We start from the raw sequence: 21003 nt of genomic DNA, 5'->3' as shown, positions 1-21003 counted from the left end.
TGCCCGCCGCGGTCCGGCCGCCAGGCCGTCTTTTGAAGTCTTAGCGATATAAACATGTCAGATCAGCAGAACAGCAATCCCGAGAACACCGGCTACGGCGCCGATTCGATCAAGATGCTCAAAGGGCTGGAGGCCGTGCGCAAGCGCCCAGGCATGTATATCGGCGACACTTCCGATGGCACCGGCCTGCATCATATGGTTTTCGAGGTCGTCGACAACGCGATCGACGAAGCGCTGGCCGGCCACTGCGACGACATCGTCGTCACCATCCACACCGACAACTCGATTTCCGTTTCCGACAACGGCCGCGGCATTCCCACCGACATACACAAAGACGATGAGTTCGGCCGCAGCGCCGCCGAAATCGTCATGACCGAACTGCACGCGGGCGGCAAATTCGACCAGAACTCGTACAAGGTGTCCGGCGGCCTGCACGGTGTGGGCGTATCGTGCGTGAACGCGCTGTCGGAATGGCTGCGCCTGAGCATCCGCCGCAACGGCCAGCTGCACCAGATGGAATTCCGCCAGGGCGAGCGCGTGGCGCCGCTCACGGTCGTCGGGCCTACCGACAAGCGTGGCACCGAGGTGCGCTTTCTTGCCGACCCCGTCATCTTCAACAACATCGAGTACCACTACGACATACTGTCCAAGCGGCTGCGCGAGCTGTCGTTCCTGAACAATGGCGTGAAGATCCGCCTGATCGACCAGCGCCAGGGCAAGGAAGAAAACTTTGCTTTCTCGGGCGGCGTGCGCGGTTTTGTCGAATACATCAACCGTTCTAAAACGGTACTGCACCCGAACGTGTTCGCCGTATCGGCCGAATCCAGCGCCGGCGGCGTGGCGGTAGGCGTGGAAGTCGCGATGCAGTGGAACGACACATACGGCGAAACCGTATTGTGCTTCACCAACAACATTCCGCAGCGTGACGGCGGTACGCACATGACCGGCCTGCGCGCCGCCATGACCCGTGTCATCAACAAGTACATTGCCGACAACGAACTGGCCAAGAAGGCCAAGGTCGATACTTCGGGCGACGACATGCGCGAAGGGCTGGCCTGCGTGCTGTCCGTAAAGGTGCCCGAACCCAAGTTCAGCAGCCAGACCAAAGACAAGCTGGTGTCGAGCGAAGTGCGCCCGGCCGTTGAAGACGCGGTGGCCCGCACCCTGGAAACGTGGCTGCTCGAGCACCCCAACGACGCCAAGGCGCTGTGCGGCAAGATCATCGAGGCCGCGCGGGCGCGCGAAGCCGCGCGCAAGGCGCGCGAAATGACGCGCCGCAAGAGCGTGCTGGAAGGCGCTGGCCTGCCCGGCAAGCTGGCCGACTGCCAGGAAAAAGACCCGGCGCTTTGCGAGCTTTACATCGTCGAGGGCGATTCGGCCGGCGGTTCGGCCAAGCAGGGTCGCGATCGCAAGTTCCAGGCCATTCTGCCGTTGCGCGGCAAGGTGCTGAACGTCGAGAAAGCGCGTTTCGACCGCCTGATCGCCAGCGAGCAGATCGCCACGCTGATCACCGCGCTGGGCACGAGCATCGGCCCCGACTTCAATATCGACAAGCTGCGTTATCACCGCCTGATCATCATGACCGACGCCGATGTCGACGGCGCGCACATCCGTACGCTGCTGCTGACGCTGCTGTATCGCCAGATGCCCGAGCTCATCGAACGCGGTTATGTCTACATCGCGCAGCCGCCGCTGTACAAGGTGAAAGTCGGCCGCGACGAGCGCTATCTGAAAGATGACCAGGAAGAAGCGCAGTTCATGCTGCAGATGGCGCTGAAAGACGCCGCGCTCATTCCGTCGCAAGGCGCCGACCCCATCACCGGCGAGCCGCTGGCCGAATTGGCCCGCCAGTATGTGCTGGCCGACGCCGTCATTGCTCGCCTGTCGCGCCTGTTCGACGTAGACGCCCTGTCGGCCCTGGCCGAAGGCGTCGAGGTCGACCTTTCCTCGGCCGAAGCGGCCGAGACGTCAGCGCGGCGCCTGAGCGCCGCGCTGCGCGAGGCGGTGGCGGGCAACGGCGTTGAAGTCACCGCCGAGTTCGACGAAGCACACGAGCAGCATCGCCTGATGGTGCGCCGCATGCACCACGGAAATGTGCGCCTGAGCATCATCGATGCCGACTTTGTCCAGGGCGCCGATTACGCCGTGCTGGCCAAGTCGGCCAAGACGTTCCTGGGCCTGATCGGCCCGGGCGCCATGGTCGTGCGTGGCGATGGCGACAAGCGCAAAGAGCAGTTCATCACCGACTTCCGCGAGGCCATGCAGTGGCTGCGCAGTGAAGCCGAACGCGGCATTTCGAAGCAGCGCTACAAGGGCCTGGGCGAAATGAACCCCGAGCAGCTGTGGGAAACCACCATGGACCCGACCGTGCGCCGCCTACTGCGCGTGAAGATCGAGGACGCCATCGCGGCCGATGAGATCTTCACCACGCTGATGGGCGACGATGTCGAGCCGCGTCGCGCGTTTATCGAGACCCACGCGCTGTCGGCGTCGAACATCGACGCGTAGGGCGTGCAGTAGCAGGACCCATAACGTGAGATTTTGGGAGGCATCTATTGAGACATTTATCGAATGATGGGTCTTGATAGTGCTGACTGACTTGTCACTTCCTACAGCATGGCTCTGGAAACTCAACGGTGTAGGTTTTAGGAATCATGGCTCATTGTCTTCGGGTAAGTCGGCCAGCGTCCTGAGAGCAGTATTTGAGGGCTGTCGCTTATGCGATGGCCCTTTTTGCGTTTAAATTGTTTGAGTTTTAGGGGTTTGGTAAGCCCCCCCATTTTTCACGGCACGCAGAAGTAGCAACGCTATGCGGCCATGACCAACCGCTGTGTGGAGGTTATGCCGCCCCGGGCCATATTTGGGCATTCGTCAATGGCTCGGACGCCCGGCTAAACAGCCGCTTACGCGGCTTGATGCGCAGATTCAACTCGAGTTCGCGGTAGTTTCGAGACACCCGCTTATCGGTTCAGTTAAAACCCCGGACATTGCTTGAAATGACGGACAGCCCCACTCCTATCGACGAGGGCCTGCTGACTTCATCAATTGCTCGAGGGCTTGCGTGATCTGTTGCCACTCTTGTTGCGCTTGTGTCACGCTGCTCGCCTGCGCATCAAGCGCCATTTGTTTTGCGTAATCAAGTGCTTGTGGTCCACGCGCGTGCCAGAGCGACATCGCCGAGAGCCAAACCGAGCCATTGCAGCGTGATGGATCAAACTGCCAGTGTTCTCCTTGATTTGAGGCTCGAGGTACAAGACCACAACGACTCTCGGGACCTTGAGCCACTGTAAACAGACTCAGAAGATCAGAAAGCGCCGAAGCATCATTCGCAAAATAGGAATGACCCAGGACATCATCTCCAAGCGCTGTCATATCGACGGTATCGATCGCGTTAATAACGAGAATATCATCGCCCGCCTGCCCCGCTCTGGGCCGGCTGCCGTGCAGCTTGCGCGACACCGAAAGCGCCAGATCCTGATCTGATGCGTACAAGGTGAGGCGGTTAGCAATGGGCCTGATGGTTTGCACCATTTCCGAAAACAGTCCTGCATCCACATCCGGTGCCGTGAAAATGATTTGATCAAAGGCGGGTTTTGGTTCTTGGGCATGACGTACAGCGTAGAGCTCCAGGGCATCCGTCAAAGCGCGGTTGCCCATGGAATGCGCGACTAGATGTATGCGTTTGGCGCCCGATTTTTGCACGATCTCCTCAAGAAAACGCAACAGATTCCGCCCGCTGTGCCGCACGACGGCCGTGTCGGCAATGTAATCCAGTGTGCTGGCGCGTGACGGCCACGAATAAAGTATTGGCAGCCCGGGAAAATTCAGATCGTAGGCAATCTGCGCGGTACGTCGGGCTGCGTCGGCGAATGATACGTTGTACCCGTGCACAAAAACGAAAGCCTGATCGGAGCCTTGTTGCTCGAGCGTGCGACGCATTTCTTGCAATGCCTCTTGACCATCGAGCACGGTCATGCTCATGAGCACCATGTGACGCTCGGGGCTTTCGTGGACTTCAAACGACATTAACGAGGGGCGCTCCACGGCACCCGGTTTGTGCGTGCGGGGCACACTGACATCGACCGTCCCCCAGTTGAACTGGCCCCGTTCTCCACCAAAGTAGGAATCGGGTTTACGCGAGCCCGTCACATTTCTATCAGTCCCAAAAAACACTTTCACTCGCGCAAAATTATTGGGATCAACCTCACCGTAATCGACGTTAATGTGGTCAATAGCGGGCACGGGTACTGTGGGGACGTTGGACTGACGACCGCGTCCCCGCGACAGAGGCTGATAGGCCGCCACAGCTTCAGTGTCACCGATCTCGGTTGCCAGGGCCAACAGTCGTTGACGTGCGGGCACGAGCGCAGGATGAGCGGCCCCCAGATTGGCCTGGTCAACAGCAAATGCGGCACGCCCTTGTTCAAGAGCCTGGCGGGGCAAACCGGCCCGTTCATAGGCCTTCGATGCGGCTTCGTACCATTGAGAAAGTTCGGGAACGCGCCCGCCTTTCCACCGGGCCAGCAGTGCAGCACCTTTCTCCCACGTCTGGGCCGCATCCGACCATCGCTCTGCCACCTCGTAGACCATGGCAAGACGCTGCAACAGGTCGAGCCGCACTTCGGTGTCTTGTTGCGGGGTGGTTGCCAGCGCGCTGGTTATTCTGGCGATTGCCTGATCAAAATCCTTCTGGGCAACCGCAGTCTCGACATCACCGACGAGCAACAGATCCGGCGCAGCCTGCGCATTTGTCAACGCCAGACCACCACACAGCAACAGCGCTGCCACGATTGAACGTTTGATTCTCATCGTTGACCCTAAAGTTCATCCTCAAAGGTACACACCCTGCGCGTTCGCCGGCCAGCAAAGTATCAAACCGGCCGGCGCACCAGAGCCCGTACTATAAATCCACAACACCTCTCCATGTAACGCTATTGACGCAGCTGAGTTGACGGCCTCGTCTGCCCGACGTCAGATACTGGCAAGAGCTTCCAGGACAGGAGCTGCCCCTGTCCATCGAGCGCGGCAGACGCTCCCCGTCTGGCGCAAACGCCCAAGGCAGCGTCGTCAGAACATTTCCCCGATAAGCCCAGTCGATATCAAGGGCGTTTTGCAAATCGACCATGCGAATACTGGCGCCATCGAGGATGGCAAGTCGCGGTGTTGCGGCGATCTGCATGGCGAGCAAAGCCGGATTCAGATAAGACTCGAGTTCCCCGGATTTGGCTTGTGACGATGATATCAAGGCATTATTCTTGCCCAGCGGGCGATCAAACAGCCAGGCCTTTTTCTCAAGATCCCATACACCCAGCAGGCGTTTCGAGTTTGAATCAGCAGGCCCGACTTGATATGTCCGGCTGAAGTAGCGCCCATTGGTCCCCAGAGCCACCTTTGCCATGACGTCAAACCGAGCCTGTTCGCCGTGCGGTGTTGAAAGCTTCCAGCGATTTAGTATCTGTCCGGTGGCAACGTTCAACTCCATGACCTCTCCATACTCATCGACCAGGCGCACCTGCGATTGCGCTAAACCCGCAATCGCATCGACGAACCCCTGAAGTTTTATGTCCTCGCGGCGCCACTGCTGAGGATCCGAGCTCGGAATCACCAGTAGTCCGCGTTCGGGGAAGCCCCCTTCAATGACAAACCATTGCCCGTCGCCGGTAAAAGCCGCCGTCAATTCGGGGCGAGATAGTGGGGATGCAATCCCGATCTCGTCAAACGGGGCGACAGAGAACCGCTCAAAGTCGATCCAGTAGCGCTTCCTGTCCGAAGAAACCAGCCCCGAGGTGACGGCGTAACGCGCCTCGGGCGCGATCACGACCGAGTCGACCCGCGACAAGGAAAGGGGTAATACTTGCCGCTGCCCACTCTGGAGATCTAGGCGAATGATGGACTGGCCATCCGCAATCACGAGAAAACGTCCTGACGGATCGTACGCGAGGGCGCTGCCGAACCCGTCGCGAACCCGTACATCGGCAATCGCTTCGATCCCTGGGCTGGGATCACTGGCCTGAGCAAGAACGATGGGCATTTCGTGATTAACTGCACGGGCTGTGGGCAACTGACGTCCTTGCGTCAACTCGGCTACGCGGTTGGCGACATACTGACGCAACTCGTCCACATGAATACGCCGATCCAGATCCGTATCAGCGGCACGCGACCCCAGCCCTTCCAGGACGGCTGCCGTAAACACGCCGTTGGACCACTGGGGCGACTCCAGAGCAAATTCTTCTGCACCCGCCGCGGCAATGATGTGAGCACCACTACCCATCTGCAGATCAATAAAAACATCTTCCAGTAAAGGTCGGCGAAGGTCGGGCGCACTTGGCGGAACTGTGCTGACACGCCGCAGCCCACGCGCACTTACCTGATCCGGTGACGACTGACTCGCCACCAGGACTTGCGCCTGCGGCTCGAGCCCGACTTTAGCCTCATCATTCTGGCCGGCATGGCAGCTGTCGAGCATTAACAGGCGCGATCGGGCCGGTGTCGCATCGAGCAGACCTTCTATCTGCGCGAAACTCAAACCCTTGCTTTCGGGATCGGAAAAATCCATATCCGTAGGCGCAAAGTAATACTGCCCGCTAGCGGACAGCAAACCATGGCCCGCGAAATATAGAATTACCCGATCGGTCGGGCGAGCCTGCGCTAAAAACCTGCTTGCTTGTAAAACATTGTCCTGAGTTGCCGCAGCGTCAATCAACAGATGTGTTTTAAGGGTATGCCCAAGTGTTTTGTCGAAGAAGTTGGCGACGTCCCGGATATCTTTGGCCGCATAACGCAGGTCATACTGCGATTGCAGATAGGATGAGACCCCAACGCCCAAAAGATAAGTCGTCGGTGTCTGATCAGGCTGTGATAGATGCACGAAAGCCGCCAGTGGCGACGAGCTTACCGCAGTGGAGGTCTCCAAGGTCACTGTGACGCGGTTGTCCCCCGGCACCAGGGTCACGGGAACCTCGACGTTTCCAGCGCTGACCTGCAAGCCCTCGCGTGGCGTCACAGAGACACCCGACAACGCGACATGCAGACGACCATCCTGTGGGACTTTTATCGACAGTGTGTAAGCCGGACTCTGCGTTTGCAGCGAAGGCTGTCGGGCCCAGACGAGGGGGGCTCCCTCTACGTTGACAGTACCCTGCAGCGCCAGGCGACGCATCCGCTGCTCATGGAGCTTAGACATGGCATCCAGATAGGCGGCAGAGGCATACCCGAGTCGGGCCAGAACCTGATCCGGACGGTTGCGCTCCAGATCGAATGCTGAGAACTCTTGCAGCCCAGTCGCATCCACGCGCGTCAGCGCACTTACGGCAGTGCGTGACGCCGCGTACAGACCATCTGGTGCGATCAATGCGCTGCCGTGCTCTCCGATACGGTAAGCGCTGACAATCCAGTCGCCGGTGGCGCGATCGTAAATGCGCAGCGCTGAGTCCGGCATCATTGCATAAATGCGCTGGTCTCTCTGCCTGATCGCAACCGGTGCCACACCATTCGTCTCTAGCGTCTGCCGCACTTTGCGCGTCTGTAGATCAAAGACAACAATGCCTTGGTCTGTCCCCAGCACCAGATCATTGCCTAACCGATCATGACTCTCTATCCAACCGTCAAACACACTTTGCCCGGTCGCATCGAGCACACCGTCACGCCTGACAAACCAAAGCGAATCTGCATCCGTGAAGTACACATCGAGCAACATGCTTAACCAGGCGGCGGGGCCGGAACCCGCACCTAGAGAAGGAGACTGAGGTTCGGCGCGCTGCCTTTGCAGTTGCTGTCCGTCGGGAAGACTGTAAATCGACAAGGCACCTTCAGTGTCGGTGGTGAACAAAAGCGCCGGCGTTGATGCGTCACTCGACCCGGAACCACCCGCAGGGCTTCTTGCACGCAACCAGTTCACAGGCGAACTTAATCCTTGTACAGCGGTCTGCACTTTGCCGTTCGCGCAGCGCACGATTCTGTCGGTCAGTCCAAGCCACAACTCTCCTTCCTCGGAAAGCCAGCGATAGCTCACAGACGGATCGTGAGCCGGTTCGCACCACGATGGCCAGCGTTGCCCGATCCATGCCAGCCACTGATCATAGGGCAGCGGCGTTTGCTGCCCGGTTGCGAGATCCCATCGATACAGCCCTTGTCCGAGATACCGTCTGGCGGGCACACGGTCTCGCCAGGCCATCAGATCCGGGTCTGTGAGGGCCGGTGAGACTGCGATGATCACCTCTCCCTTGGCTTCATCGATCTCTGCAAGCGCATACTGCCTCGGATTGACCGGCAACTCGCCGATCACCGCACCGGTTTCAGCATCAAAAATCCTGCGCGCAGCAAGTACCGCGCCGTCTTTGAGCACCGCAAACTCGGGCGATGCATCGTAGCGACAGGCTGCGCTAGACGGGGTGAATCCGTTTTCCTCGGACCATATGTGCCAGCAACCATTTTCATCGAGGCCCAGTAGACGTCCATCCTCGAGAAACTGCCACTGGCGTATGTTCTCGGGCAGGATCGTGCTTTTCCCCGACCGTACAGAGAACAAAGACGACGGCGCTGAACGGGTGCGGCCAGACATCACGAGGAGCGTTTTTTGATCGGGTGAGAATCGCAACTGACCCGGCTCGAATGGAGGGGTACCGGGCACCTCCCAGAGGGTGTCGAGGTTGGGCAGTGCCAGCATGCGTAACCCATCGTGGCCAAACACAGCAAGGAACTGACCCTGATCATCGAGTGCAAGCCGTGCCCCTGCCCCTCGAGGTATCGCCTTGAGTCGGTTCTCCTGTTCAGACGCGGTATCAAGCAAAGCCGCCTCTGACCAAGAGCTCATGGCAATCCAGTGGCTATTGGTGCTTGCGGCCAGATCTACCAGCCCTTGTTGACCGAAGAGGATTGCACGTGGTTGCTCAAACACAGGCCGACCGGAGACCCGGTTCCAGATTGTGAATTTTTGAGCTGAGACCACCAGTATGCTGGATCGCCCTGCGACCCATTGCAGTTCTTGCACCCCATTGGGTTCGCCTCGCACTGCAGCAATCTGACCCAGACGCTGACGTCGCGACAGATCCCAGAAACTGACGTTTCCGCTGGCGTCACCCATGGCCACAGTCACTGCATCGGCAGCGACTGCCATCGCACTTGCACCGCCTAACCCTCCTGACTGCTCAGCTGTCTGAACCACGATGTCGCTTGCTTTGACTGGCAAACAGACCCATAGACCCATCAAGAAACAGACCTTGCTGAACAACTTGGCGCCAATCATTGCTCAGTTCCTTTTCCGCTGTTACCTAGGCTGAACCCGGAAGCTGAACACCTGCGCCGACATAGGCTGCCCGCCTTGCCGGGCCGGTCTGAGACTGCGAGTCGCCACATTCCCAAAACCTGCATCCATCATGAGCGCCGTAAACGGATCTTGCTGGCCTCGCGTTCGCACCGAAGTATCTAGATTGTCCTGTGCCAGAAACGCCAGACTGATGGGCTGCGAAGGCTGTACTACCGGCAAGCCCAGCACCAGCAGTCTTTCGCGCCCAAGGCTATCGGACAAAGCTTCGTACTCGCCAATTGCCACCTTCGCACCGGCCTCGATTCTGGGATTGAACATCTGCGGGGAATCAGGCCAGAGCGCAGTCATTCCGAAACCAGAATGCACCAGCATGATCGTCAGATCCACGGCGGACGTGCTGGTATTGTGAACAATGAGACTCAGACAGTCGCCCTCGCGAAGATCCATCTGAGAACCCGGCTCGTAGGCTTGGCTGCCCTGCAGCGGCGCAGATTGCGTGAGCTCATTGCAAGCAGGCTCGCCGGGCTGGGGCCGCCGTACCCAGGCTTTGACATCAAGCGCCTTGCCCATGCCAGTTGCTTGAGCCACTCGGAGCACACTGAGTACACGGGACGCCTTGAGCAAGGCATCTGCGATAGTATCTGCAACCTTATCTGCGTCTGATGACTGCACGGCGATCGCAGGTGCAGGAACATCCACCGTTGCGTCTGCATCAAGTAGCTCCAGACGATCTGCGCGCAAGCACAGCCATAGATCCACTCCAGCAGATTCAGAAGTCAGCCACTGCACTCTTTTAGCTAGAGCGTCTTGTTCACGGAGTTTGTCCAAAGCAGATTCAAGCTCGGGAGTTGCAGGCTCGCACCCGCTGTTGCCACCATGCTGCAAGGCCACTTTGAGCCGCCAGTCGACTTGCGTCTGCCACGCACGTGCGTACATGATCTCTGGCAAACGGTTGACCGCGACCGCGTGGCCGTCGGTTTGCAGCAATCTGACATCGGCATCAACCGCTCTGGCCTGACTGACGACAACGGTCGCCAGCACGTCTTCGTCCTGGGCTTCTGGCGTTTGATACAGCTTCAATGTCGAACCCGGCGTCTGGTCATGCATGAGCCCCGCGGACAGGGTCATATGATCGCCTTTACGGTTGACGCGCCACGGTGTCGCCCGATTCTGCTGACCTCCCCACACTCGAGCAGATAACGCTGTGCCTTCGATCATTGGCACGGCCGTCGCCCCGGCAGTAGCCTGAAAACGCTGCATGACACGTTCGATCAATTCGGTATAAGAAGCATCTGGCGCTTGCTCAAGCGCCTGCAGCAATGTAAAGCTGAAGACGCCATGTTCACGCGCATCGGGCGCACCTGGCGGAAGGGCGAATTCGGGCGTTTCCTGATGGCTCTGGGCCGCGTAAAAGGCCACCAGATCGCCGGCAGGCTCGGCGCGTTCAGGTTGTGGCTGGCCCTCGGATCGCTGACCAGAACGGTGAGCAACTGAGCCGGCGGATCGTGTGCGGGCTGCTTGCATCACGTCAGACGGTATACCGAGTTGCTGCGCCGAAACCTGGCGGTATCGCACGGCTGATGGCCTGACCGCACGGGTCATGGTTGCCGAGTGACAGGTGTCAAATACTGCCCAGACAAACGCCTTCTTGGCGCGAATCTTGTCGATCGCTTGCTTGAACTCGTTGTCCGCAATCGCATTTTCGACCACCGCCCGTGATGAATCCCAACCTCTGGCATCGCGTGGTAAAAAAATTTCATCGAGACCATCCGGCTCATCTCGTATGGAAGCCTGGGACGCAGGCTGTTGTGCACCATGACCGGCAAACATCAGGAATACAAAATCCCCATCGCGGGCCTCGCCGGCAATGCGTTCAAGCTCCTGCATGATTGCCTGCCTGGTAGGCAGCCCGGCATCTTCAACGCCATCAGCCAGGACGGTAAGGGAGACATCGGGCCTGGCCCGGGTCAGGTAATCGCGCCATAAAGCGACATCATTGCGAGGTCCCAACAACTGGGCGCCTGGGTCTAGAAAGGGATAATCGGACACCCCCACCAGCAGCGCATGCGCAGTGCCTGGTGAACTTGCCCCGGCAGCCAGCCCGGCTCTCGTATAAAAAGCCAGAAGAACCAGCACCACCCCTACAGTGATCCGCCAAAAAATCCCTGACCTGCCTGACACACGACTCTGCATATCCCCCCGCTTTACTAACAGAAACAACTTACTGCCAAATCCTACACCGAGTGGATCTGCCGAGTGAACCCTCTTTGCACCGCGGGATGAACTTGTTCGTGCGGTTGCGTTCTCTACAGTGACTTCTGCCGCCTGCAAGAACATCTTCGGCAGGACGCAGGTGAATTAGCGATTGAGCGTGCACTGCCGGTCGGTGCTGCTCCGCTGAAAGTTGTGCAGGCACCCGCCGCGAGCCAGGGGAGAGCCGCGCCGGCACGCACGTCGAAAACAAATCAGGTTCGATGAAGCCTTCGCCCAAGTGGGACTGAAATGCATCTAGACTACCGCCTGTCCATCCGCTTCACTGTAGGGGCAGCTCGAGAAGTTGATTGATTCGCTCCTTGCACGTCTGAAGCGCTTCGCTATCGACGGCAAAGCAACGCCCCCGCGAGCTACGCATGCTTCACGTGTGGCGCATGGAAGATCGGGGTTGAACTTGGCGGCCCTCGCCACCGAATAAGCGGCTGATATTCAGGTGTCTCAAGTTATGAGTGCACTCCTCTCAATGCATGCTTCCCAAGATCAGTAAGTCTTTGATTCGTAATAGCCGTTCGCCGCCTGCGAGGGCGCTTACTCGCTCAGGAAGCGAGTGACTTCGGCCCAATCGTTAGTCGACAGGGCGACGTCCTCGAAGTCGCCAGCTTCCTCGTCGTAGCGCGAAACGCAGAAGCGCTGGCTCCGGCCGGATTCGCGGTCGGCATAGCTGGCGTAGTCGACGTACACCTTCAAGCTGCGCTCCTCGTTCTCGAACGAGGGCGCTGCATCGATGGCATTCGACGCGTCGAAGAAACCTTCAGGCAGGGTAGGCAGGGTTGTTATGTCGAAGTCGGGAAACTCGCGACGCAGTCGTTCAAGGTTCATATGGGATGCAGGTGGGGGCTGGAGGCCTGGCATTTTACGTTGCTCAGCGTTGCCAGTGGCGAAGATGCCTCGAAATAGCGTCTGTTGGCGCTGCGCAGCTCATGACGAGCGGCGTTGCTGTTTCAATCGCGATCGGTTGCTTGTTGACTTCGATATGCGACGTTCAGCATCACCCAGCCTTTGTTGGAAGCCCCTGATTCGGAATGCGGCGACCGTACAGCGGTCTTAAAAGAATCGGTGTGCCGGCTGAACGTGGCGTGACCGCTGTACGTCCGACGGATGATTATAGTTCGCCTGTGTACTCGCCTCGAGCGGGGTATTCATTCGCGACGGCGAAATCGATGGCCGCGAGCAGATTCCTGAATGCCGGGCGTGCGAATGGCATCGTCTGCACTGAGGCGTAGTACAGCGTGCCGTCCGGCCGCACGAGGAACACGCCAGGCTCTGAGAAGCGCGGCAGCTCTTCGATACCGATAGAAGTCGTGCCGCGGCTCTCGGAAATGTAGAGTCCCCAGTCGCGGGCGGCCTGCAGGTTCAGCCCATAGCCCACAGGCAGTTGCGTCGCGCCTATTTTCTCAGCCATGGCGCGGGCCCGGTCCGCAGTGTCGGAGGAGACTGCGACCACGCGCACGCCTCTATTGGCAAATTCAGCAGCAAGTCGCTCAAGCTCCATCAGGTATTTGGCGCAGATCGGGCAGTGCAGGCTGCGGTAGAACACTACCATCGTGTAGCGCTCGACTTGCCCCTTCAGCAAGTCAAACGGACCGTGCGCCACGGTGGCGACTTCAAGAGTGGGTACGGACAGGCGGGGAGTAAGCATGGGGTCTCCGGTTCATGACTAGGGCGGTAGCTCATTCTCCTGTACGATTAGAATCAAATAGTTCAAATAACTTTGCAGTTCGTTCATCTCATGGGCCGCCCTCCGCTCGACAGGTTGTCTGCCATTCTTGATGGACTTTCCCCCCGGATGACAGTCCGGTTTGCCGGACTGGTCGCCGAGAGTCTGCATTTCGGTGCGGAACCTCAGCATGCCCTCCAGCTTCATTTGCTGACTCAAGGTGCAGTGTGGCTCGAGCAACCGGGTCAGGGCAGCCGGCTCCTGGCCGCGCCGACTGTCGCCGTGATCCCGTCGCACTATCGATATTCGTTGCGGCCCCAAGCTGGACACGCTGGCCACCTGTTGCACATCGAGACAGTCTTCGCCGGGCCCGCCGAGTACATCCTGCTTGAAGCGCTCGACCAATCCCTGTTGCTTACACTGAACGACAGCAATCCCCGAATTGCACCACGTCGTGCAGATCATTGCGTCCGAGCTGAGCCACCCTCGTTGCGGACACCCCGCCCTGCTGGCGCGAGCGGGAGAGATCCTGTTCATTGGCGTGCTCAGGCACTTGCTCGAGCATCCGGGATCTTCGTCTGGGTTGCTCAGCGGGCTGGCCGATCCTCGCATCGCTCGCGCTTTGGTGGCTATCCACAGCGCACCCCAGGCGTCTTGGAATCTCGAGGTGATGGCCGAACAGGCCGGTATGTCGAGAACCGGTTTTGCGGTGAAGTTCCGGCAAGTGATGGGGTGTACGCCGGGCAGCTATCTGAGACGGTTTCGGTTGTCGATCGCCGACAAGGCAGTGATCAACGGGCAAGGCCTCAAGCGCGCGGCCAGGTTGTCGGGTTATACCAGCGCGGCGGCGTTGGCGCGTGCGCTGGGCAGGCGCACTGCGGCGGCGCCAAGCCGGCCGCTTTAGTGGTGTCGAAGGAGCAGCTGCTCGGATTGGAATGACTGTATCCACCGTAACTTGATCAACGCTCGGGCTTTATGTTTGCCAAGTAGGGAGAGCGGGGTGCGCTTGCAGAGTTCCCCCAGTTGCACGGCACGGCCGCCCTGCGCGCTCGTTTTGCGGCAGAGCACATCAATGCCTTGTATGCCGTGTGTCCCTTCATACAGGGCGTTGAGTCGGTTGTCACGATAGAGCCGCTCCACCGGATGATCACGTCTGTATCCGTAGCCCCCAAAATCTGAACAGTGGGTTATTCGCTTCTAGGCAGAATTGGGATGGCAATGACTGGATGATGGAGTGAGCAGACTGAGCAACTGGCCTGCGTCGTTCCTTTCGAAATCGATGCCCGCTGTGCGTATTTCGTCAGCCAACCTTGCGGGCCGGCCATTGCAGGTAGCGCGCCGCGACTTCGGGGTCGGGTTGCGCCAGGCGGGGCACGCGCCCCAGCAGTGGCGCAGGCAGGCGCTGCTCCAAGGCATGCACATTGGCCGCCGCGTGCAGCATGTCGGCATCGACGTGGTTGGCTACCCACCCAGCGAGGCGCAGGCCCTGCGCTGCGATGGCGCGGGCGGTGAGCAGCGCGTGGCTGATGCAGCCCAGCCGCATGCCGACGACCAGTACCACCGGCAAGGCAAGCTGCTGTGCCAGATCGGCGGTGTCGTGATGGTCGTTCAGCGGGACGCAGAAGCCGCCCACCCCTTCCACGATCACCGCTTGCGCACGCGAGGCGGCCTGCAGGTAAGCGTCGCGTATCGGCGGCAGCTCCAGCGTGATGCCTTCAGCGGCGGCGGCGATATGCGGGGCCGCTGCGTCCCGCAGGACGTACGGGCAATGCGCGCCGTCGGCGAGCTTGACGGAGCTGGCCAGGCATAGTGCTTCCACGTCTTCATTGCGCAAGCGTCCGTCGACCCATGAGGCACCCGCGGCGACCGACTTGATTCCGGCGGTGGAGTATCCCTGTCGCGCGGCCAGATGCAGCAAGGCGCAGGCAATCAGGGTCTTGCCGATTTCGGTATCTGTGCCGGTTACGAAAACGTCCATGGGACGCTCGGCGCCGGATTCGTCGGCTTGGGCTCGGGCTTCATTGTGCAAGGTGCGCCTCGGCATCGAGTTCGTTCAGTGCGCCGGCCAGACGATCGATGTCGTCGGGGGTATGGGCCGCCGTCAGCGTGACGCGCAATCGCGCCGTTCCGGCCGGGACCGTGGGCGGACGAATGGCGGGCACCCAGATTCCGCGGCGCTCGAGCGCCGCGGCAGCGCGCAACGCGTCGGCATTCTCGCCCACCACGATGGGTTGAATGGCAGTGGGGCTGGCCGGGTGGCGCCAGTGCCGCATGCGCAGGCACGTCTGCAGGCGCGCCGACAGCGCGCGCAGGTGGGCGCGGCGGCGCTCGCCTTCGGCGCCTTCGATCAGGTCCATGCTGGTCAGCAGGGCGTGGGCCAGCGCCGGGGGAGCGGCGGTGCTGAAGATGAAAGGCCGCGCGCGGTTGACCAGATAGTCGATGACGGTGGCATGCGCGGCAACGAATGCGCCGGACAGGCCTGCGGCTTTGCCCAGGGTACCCATCACGATCAGGTTGGGGGATCGCAAGCCGCTGTGTTCAAGCACTCCGTGCCCCCGTTCGCCCAGCAGGCCGAACCCGTGTGCATCGTCTATGAGCAGCCAGGCTTCGTGACGTTCGGCCAGACGCAGGAGCTCATGAAGGGGGGCGATGTCGCCGTCCATGGAGAAAACGCCGTCGGACACGATCAGCCGGGTGCTTGCCTGGCTGGCCGAGAGCTGGGAGGCGAGTGTCGCGACGTCCGCGTGGGGGTAGATGTGGACGCGCGCCCGAGACAGCCGGGCGCCGTCGATCAGCGATGCATGGTTGAGCGCTTCGGAGTAGATATCGGTGTTCTTGTCCGCCAGGGCGCCCAGTACCGCCAGGTTGGCCATGTAGCCGGTGCAGAAGTACAGGGCGCGCGGCGTTTCAATATGGTCTGCCATCATGGTGGCCAGGCGGTCTTCGAGTTGAGCGTGCGCGCGTCCATGGCCGCTTATCAGGTGCGAGGCACCGCTGCCTGCGCCGTGGCGAGCCACGCCATCGGCCAGCGCCGCGGCGATGTCGGGGTGGTTCGCGAGGCCCAGGTAGTCGTTGCTGGCGAAGGCCAGCAAATCGCGGCCCTCGACGCGCACATGCGGCGCGCAGGGAGACTCCACGATGCGGCGCCGTCGCCGCAGATGCCGCGTGTCGAGGTCCTGCAGTGCGCAGGAAAGCGTGTCGAGCAGTTTCATCTCAGTGGCCTCTCAGGGCGTCGTCCAGCGTAGCCAGCGTCTCTTGTGCCAGCCAGCGCGCAGTCGCCTCGTCGAGCACGTAGGGCGGCATCAGGTACACCGTGTTGCCAATCGGGCGCAGCAGCAGGCCGCGCTCAAGGGCGGCTGCGGCGTATCGGCGGCCGAAGTCCGCGTCGGCCTCGACGTCGAATGCCCAGATCATTCCGATGTGACGAACGTGCCGTACTGCCGGATGGCTGTGCAGGGGCTGCAGCGCCCGGGTCAGTTGCGCGGCGCGTATCGGGTTGCGCAGGAGCACCTCGTCGTCGTCGAAGATGTCCAGCGTCGCCAGGGCGGCGCGGCAGGCCAGCGGATTTCCCGTGTACGAATGCGAGTGCAAGAAGCCGCGTGCGAGGTCGTCGTGATGGAACGCGGCATAGATAGCGGGGGTACACAGCACCACGGACAGCGGCAGATACCCACCGGTGATGCCCTTGGACAGTGTGATGAAGTCCGGCCACACCGACGCCTGCTCGCAGGCGAAGAAGGTGCCGCTGCGTCCGCAGCCCACCGCGATTTCATCGGCGATCATGTGTACCTGGTATTGGTTGCACAGTGCACGCACGCGTTGCAGATAAGACGGTGCATGCATGGCCATGCCTGCCGCGCATTGCACCAGCGGTTCGACGATGATTGCGGCGATGCTTGAGTGTCGCGCTTCCAGCAGCCGCTGCAACGATTCGGCCGCGCGCGCGGCCGCTGCGTCCGGGTCTTCATCGGGCGCGCCGGTACGCGCGTCGGGCGTCGCCACGACATGGGCCTGGCGCAACAAGGGGCCGTACGCGTCGCGAAAGATGGGCACGTCGGTCACGCCCAGGGCTCCCAGGGTTTCGCCGTGATAACCATGCTGCACACACACGAATTCCCGCTTGGCGTCCCGCCCTTGATTGCGCCAGGCATGGAAGCTCATCTTCAAGGCGATCTCGACGGCCGAGGCACCATCCGAGGCGTAGAAGCAGTGATCCAGCACGCCGCCCGTGCGCGCGCTCAGGCGTTCAGCCAGTTCTACGGCCGGCGCGTGCGTGCACCCGGCCAGCATGGCGTGCGGCAAGCGCGAGAGTTGGTCGTGCAGGGCGGCGTTGATGCGCGGATGGGCGTGGCCGAAGAGGTTCACCCACCATGAGCTGATGGCGTCGAAGTAACGTCGTCCATCCATGTCGATCAGCCACGGGCCCTCGCCATGGGACAGCGCCAGCAATGGCATGTCGGCCTGGCGTTTCATCTGAGTGCATGGATGCCAGACGTGTCGCAGGCTGCGTTGCCGCAGATCGGATGCATGGGACAAGCAAGCAGACGGGTGCATAGCGGGGCCTCGCCGAGCGCCAGCCCGGGGGGGCACCGCGGAAGCGGCCGCCGCTCGGGAGCGAGCGGCATAGCAGAGCGGCGGATGTTAAGAACGCGAGTTCGCCGAGTGCAAGCCCCCTGGCGAGGGGGATTTTGCCGGAACATTGCGCGACGTTTCGCGGGCTTGGCCGATTTTGAGTGCGCCAGCGCCACTACGCGGCGTCAACGGCCGCGATCTTGCGCACGCCGGAATAGGAAACGAATTGTGACTCCGAGCTGCGCCTGCGGCGCAGGGGCGCGGATGGATCAGGCCCGGCGGGCCAGCGACAGTCTCCACACGTGGCGGTCGGGCAGCGGCTCGGCGGCGTGCGCGTGGGCGGCGGCCTGCAGCGAATGCATGAGCGCCTGCGGAAAAGCCTGGCTGCGCCGTGTTTCCAGGTTCACATGGACCGACAGCTGCTCCATCGTGGCGGCCAGATAGTTGTCGCGTGTCTGGAAAAGTTCCATCAGGCACAGCAAGCGCTTGTCGTCGGCGCCCAGCACGCGCAGCCGCAGTTCGAGCGGGTCGCCGGCCAACAGCTCGCGGCGGTAGTTCACCGCGATATCCACGGTGTAGATGCCGCAGCGCGACTGGCGGGTGTAGGCCTCACCGACGCCGAGCGTGCCCAGCAGCTCGTAGCCGTAGTGGTCGAATGCGCCGACGTATCGGGCGGTGTTCATGTGGCCGTAGGAATCGATCCATTCGGGGTCGACGGCCAGTCGGGTCGTGGGCAGGATGGGCATGGGGTCTCCGTGCAAGACGCAGGCTGCAGGCCTACAGTTGTTCGAAGCGCGCGTAGCGCTTGTCGGTGTACTGGAGTTCGGTGATGAGCTCGCGCACGCTGGCGGCAGGAGGGCCGCGCCGTAGCCACTCAAGCATGTGGTCGACCTGGTCCGGCGTGCCTTGCACCATGGCCTGGACGGTGCCGTCTTCCATGTTCTGCACCCAGCCCGTCACACCGAGCAGATGGGCCCGTCGCACGGTGGCGTGGCGATATCCCACGCCCTGGACGGCCCCTTTGACGATGACGTGCACGGTTTCGTATTGCGGGGCTTGCATGCTGCGTTTTCCTGTCGAAACATGGGGCGCGCGTATACTTGCTACGCCCATTTTGGTCCTCTATTGCCTTAATAGTGTCCCATGAATCCGACTCTTGCCAAGATCACCTGCATTGAAGACCTGCGCGTCATCGCACAGAAGCGCGTGCCTCGCATGTTCTACGATTACGCCGACTCGGGCGCCTGGACGGAAGGCACTTATCGCGCCAACCAGGCCGATTTTCAGTCGATCAAGCTGCGGCAGCGCGTGGCGGTCGACATGGAGGGCCGCTCGTTGCGAACCACCATGGCGGGTTCGGATGCCATCATGCCGGTGGCGATTGCCCCCACTGGTCTGACGGGCATGCAGTATGCCGATGGCGAGATCCTGGGCGCGCAGGCCGCGGCCGATTTTGGTGTGCCTTTCACCTTGTCGACGATGAGCATCTGCTCCATCGAAGACGTCGCGCAGGCTACCGGCAAGCCGTTCTGGTTCCAGTTGTATGTCATGCGAGACCGCGACTTCGTGGCGAACCTGATCGACCGCGCCAAGGCGGCCGGCTGTTCGGCCCTGGTGCTTACGCTCGACCTGCAGATACTGGGCCAGCGGCACAAAGACATACGCAACGGCCTGTCGGCGCCGCCCAAGCCCACGCTGACCAATCTGCTGAACCTGGCCACCAAGCCGCGCTGGTGCCTGGGGATGTTGCGTACGCCGCGCCGCACGTTCGGCAATATCGTGGGACACGCCAAGGGCGTGACGGACCTGTCCTCGCTGTCATCCTGGACGGCAGAGCAATTCGACCCGCGCCTGAGCTGGGCCGATGTCGAATGGATCAAGCAACGCTGGGGCGGCAAGCTCATCATCAAGGGGATTCTCGACGTCGAAGACGCGCGGTTGGCCGCTGACAGCGGCGCGGATGCCCTGATTGTCAGTAATCATGGCGGGCGGCAGCTCGATGGCGCCATGTCCTCGATCGCCGCCCTGCCCGCTATCGCCGACGCCGTGGGTTCACGCATCGAAGTCTGGATGGACGGCGGCATCCGCTCAGGGCAAGACATGCTCAAGGCGGTTGCACTGGGCGCGCGCGGAACGATGATAGGACGAGCCTTTCTCTACGGACTGGGCGCCTTCGGCAAGCCGGGCGTCACCCGGGCCCTGGAAATCCTGTACAAGGAAATGGACGTCACCATGGCGCTGTGCGGGCGTAAATCGCTGGCACCGGGCGACCGCAGCATCTTGCTGCCAGGGACTTACCCGACCTGAGGGCGGGGCATGGCGGCGGCTTGTTGAAAACCGCAAAATCTGCAAAGCCGCCGGCCATAAAGTGGGAGCCCTGGAGGACGCATGAAATCCAAGACCCGCATCCACTACGCCACCCGGCTGGAACCGGTACTGCGATGGCTGGCCGCGCATCCCGATGCGGCGCCCGACCTGTACCACCTGGCCGACCTGGCCTGCCTGTCACCTTTTCACTTCCATCGCGTCTACCGCGCACTGATGGGCGAGACGGTGAACGCCACGATGCTGCGCCTGCGCATGCATCGTGCGACGGTCGACCTGGCGGGTGCAAGGCCCATGCAGCAAGTGGCCCAGCGTGCGGGCTACAGTTCGCAAGCCGCGTTCAACCGGGCATTCAGCTCGGTGTTCGGGGTGCCGCCGGGCCGGTATCGTCATGCGCGCTCCAGACCCTTCAATCCTCAGGAGCCAGGCATGTATCCCACCACTATCGAGCAGTTTCCCGGCGCTACGCTTGCCACGTTGCCGCACCAGGGCGATTACCAGGAAATCGGCACCACCTTCGATCGCCTGTTCATGCTGGCGTCAAGCCGCAATATGGTCGAACCCGCAACCCGGTCGTTCGGGGTGTACTACGACGACCCGTCGCAGGTGCCCGCGACGCAGCTGCGGTCGCGCGCGGGTCTCACCGTGGCTGCCGGCGCGCCGGCAGACCCCGTGTTCGAGCCCTTTGCGCTGCCTGCAACACGCTGCGCGGTGCTGGAGTACGTGGGGCCGTACAGCGAAATCGAGCAGGCCTACAACTGGTTGTTCTCGGAATGGCTGCCTGCCAGCGGCAACGAGACGCTGGATTTCCCCATGTGGGAAGAGTACGTCAACGATCCCAAGACTACGCCAGCCGCCGAACTCAGGACGCGCATCTACCTGCCCCTGGCCTGACCGACAGGCATTGCGC

General features: G+C 61.2%; 15 protein-coding genes and 1 pseudogene. 5 read left to right on the top strand and 11 right to left on the bottom strand.

The window, feature by feature from the left end; all coding sequences use genetic code 11:
- Nucleotides 1-54 precede the first annotated feature (54 nt).
- On the top strand, nt 55-2508 hold the full coding sequence (gyrB, locus tag ACV17W_RS13550) for a DNA topoisomerase (ATP-hydrolyzing) subunit B (protein ID WP_462592858.1): 2454 nt from the start codon (nt 55-57) through the stop codon (nt 2506-2508).
- A gap of 507 nt (nt 2509-3015) precedes the next feature.
- Here the strand turns inward: gyrB and ACV17W_RS13545 are convergent.
- The 5 genes from ACV17W_RS13545 to ACV17W_RS13525 form a co-directional block, all read right to left on the bottom strand.
- Nucleotides 3016-4809 carry an alpha/beta fold hydrolase gene (locus tag ACV17W_RS13545; protein ID WP_462592856.1) on the bottom strand — a complete coding sequence of 598 codons (1794 nt, stop codon included), beginning with the start codon at nt 4807-4809 and terminating at the stop codon, nt 3016-3018.
- A gap of 91 nt (nt 4810-4900) precedes the next feature.
- Nucleotides 4901-9244: a caspase family protein gene (locus ACV17W_RS13540; RefSeq protein WP_462592854.1), complete on the bottom strand. Its 4344-nt coding sequence runs from the start codon at nt 9242-9244 to the stop codon at nt 4901-4903.
- A 21-nt stretch (nt 9245-9265) separates the two neighbouring features.
- Nucleotides 9266-11404, bottom strand: a complete 2139-nt coding sequence (locus ACV17W_RS13535; protein WP_462592853.1) for a caspase family protein — start codon at nt 11402-11404, stop codon at nt 9266-9268.
- A 663-nt stretch (nt 11405-12067) separates the two neighbouring features.
- Nucleotides 12068-12358, bottom strand: a complete 291-nt coding sequence (locus tag ACV17W_RS13530; protein ID WP_462592852.1) for a hypothetical protein — start codon at nt 12356-12358, stop codon at nt 12068-12070.
- Between the two features lie 283 nt (nt 12359-12641).
- A complete protein-coding gene (locus ACV17W_RS13525) occupies nt 12642-13178 on the bottom strand; it encodes a peroxiredoxin-like family protein (RefSeq protein ID WP_462592851.1) in 537 nt (178 codons plus the stop codon).
- Between the two features lie 90 nt (nt 13179-13268).
- Here ACV17W_RS13525 and ACV17W_RS13520 point away from each other — a divergent pair.
- Together ACV17W_RS13520 and ACV17W_RS13515 are read left to right on the top strand one after the other, a co-directional pair.
- Nucleotides 13269-13466, top strand: a pseudogene (locus tag ACV17W_RS13520) (cupin domain-containing protein); the annotation flags it as partial.
- A gap of 172 nt (nt 13467-13638) precedes the next feature.
- Nucleotides 13639-14100, top strand: coding sequence for a helix-turn-helix domain-containing protein (locus ACV17W_RS13515; protein ID WP_462592849.1), 462 nt, complete (start codon nt 13639-13641; stop codon nt 14098-14100).
- Here the strand turns inward: ACV17W_RS13515 and ACV17W_RS13510 are convergent.
- From ACV17W_RS13510 to ACV17W_RS13485, 6 genes are all read right to left on the bottom strand, one after another.
- Nucleotides 14097-14387 carry an acyl-CoA dehydrogenase family protein gene (locus ACV17W_RS13510; protein WP_462596552.1) on the bottom strand — a complete coding sequence of 97 codons (291 nt, stop codon included), beginning with the start codon at nt 14385-14387 and terminating at the stop codon, nt 14097-14099. The two genes, ACV17W_RS13515 and ACV17W_RS13510, sit on opposite strands and share 4 nt — an antisense overlap.
- 109 nt (nt 14388-14496) lie before the next feature.
- Nucleotides 14497-15174 carry a dethiobiotin synthase gene (gene bioD, locus ACV17W_RS13505; RefSeq protein WP_462592848.1) on the bottom strand — a complete coding sequence of 226 codons (678 nt, stop codon included), beginning with the start codon at nt 15172-15174 and terminating at the stop codon, nt 14497-14499.
- 40 nt (nt 15175-15214) lie between these two features.
- On the bottom strand, nt 15215-16408 hold the full coding sequence (bioF, locus tag ACV17W_RS13500; RefSeq protein ID WP_462592846.1) for an 8-amino-7-oxononanoate synthase: 1194 nt from the start codon (nt 16406-16408) through the stop codon (nt 15215-15217).
- A 1-nt stretch (nt 16409) separates the two neighbouring features.
- A complete protein-coding gene (gene bioA / locus ACV17W_RS13495) occupies nt 16410-17750 on the bottom strand; it encodes an adenosylmethionine--8-amino-7-oxononanoate transaminase (protein WP_462592845.1) in 1341 nt (446 codons plus the stop codon).
- Nucleotides 17751-18037: 287 nt separating this feature from the next.
- On the bottom strand, nt 18038-18514 hold the full coding sequence (locus ACV17W_RS13490) for a thioesterase family protein (protein WP_462592843.1): 477 nt from the start codon (nt 18512-18514) through the stop codon (nt 18038-18040).
- A gap of 31 nt (nt 18515-18545) precedes the next feature.
- Entirely contained in the window at nt 18546-18830 is a 285-nt protein-coding gene (locus tag ACV17W_RS13485; protein ID WP_462592842.1) for an acylphosphatase, read from the bottom strand.
- Nucleotides 18831-18911: 81 nt separating this feature from the next.
- Between ACV17W_RS13485 and ACV17W_RS13480 the strand changes: the two genes are divergently transcribed.
- Together ACV17W_RS13480 and ACV17W_RS13475 are read left to right on the top strand one after the other, a co-directional pair.
- Nucleotides 18912-20075: an alpha-hydroxy acid oxidase gene (locus ACV17W_RS13480; RefSeq protein WP_462592841.1), complete on the top strand. Its 1164-nt coding sequence runs from the start codon at nt 18912-18914 to the stop codon at nt 20073-20075.
- Nucleotides 20076-20156: 81 nt separating this feature from the next.
- Nucleotides 20157-20987: an AraC family transcriptional regulator gene (locus ACV17W_RS13475; RefSeq protein ID WP_462592840.1), complete on the top strand. Its 831-nt coding sequence runs from the start codon at nt 20157-20159 to the stop codon at nt 20985-20987.
- Nucleotides 20988-21003: the final 16 nt, after the last annotated feature.

The sequence above is a fragment of the Bordetella sp. MIP270_01_BMS genome (assembly GCF_054958705.1).
Note: the sequence above shows the minus strand (reverse complement) of the source record. Positions and strands in the feature narration are given on the sequence as shown.

Bases quoted from the DNA above. Each gene is read 5' to 3' on its own strand.
- ACV17W_RS13475 (WP_462592840.1), top strand. From the start codon at position 20,157: ATGAAATCCAAGACCCGCATCCACTACGCCACCCGGCTGGAACCGGTA.
- bioD (WP_462592848.1), bottom strand. From the start codon at position 15,174: ATGGACGTTTTCGTAACCGGCACAGATACCGAAATCGGCAAGACCCTG.
- ACV17W_RS13485 (WP_462592842.1), bottom strand. From the start codon at position 18,830: ATGCAAGCCCCGCAATACGAAACCGTGCACGTCATCGTCAAAGGGGCC.
- gyrB (WP_462592858.1), top strand. From the start codon at position 55: ATGTCAGATCAGCAGAACAGCAATCCCGAGAACACCGGCTACGGCGCC.
- bioF (WP_462592846.1), bottom strand. From the start codon at position 16,408: ATGAAACTGCTCGACACGCTTTCCTGCGCACTGCAGGACCTCGACACG.
- ACV17W_RS13530 (WP_462592852.1), bottom strand. From the start codon at position 12,358: ATGAACCTTGAACGACTGCGTCGCGAGTTTCCCGACTTCGACATAACA.
- ACV17W_RS13480 (WP_462592841.1), top strand. From the start codon at position 18,912: ATGAATCCGACTCTTGCCAAGATCACCTGCATTGAAGACCTGCGCGTC.
- bioA (WP_462592845.1), bottom strand. From the start codon at position 17,750: ATGCACCCGTCTGCTTGCTTGTCCCATGCATCCGATCTGCGGCAACGC.
- ACV17W_RS13525 (WP_462592851.1), bottom strand. From the start codon at position 13,178: ATGCTTACTCCCCGCCTGTCCGTACCCACTCTTGAAGTCGCCACCGTG.
- ACV17W_RS13490 (WP_462592843.1), bottom strand. From the start codon at position 18,514: ATGCCCATCCTGCCCACGACCCGACTGGCCGTCGACCCCGAATGGATC.
- ACV17W_RS13545 (WP_462592856.1), bottom strand. From the start codon at position 4,809: ATGAGAATCAAACGTTCAATCGTGGCAGCGCTGTTGCTGTGTGGTGGT.
- ACV17W_RS13540 (WP_462592854.1), bottom strand. From the start codon at position 9,244: ATGATTGGCGCCAAGTTGTTCAGCAAGGTCTGTTTCTTGATGGGTCTA.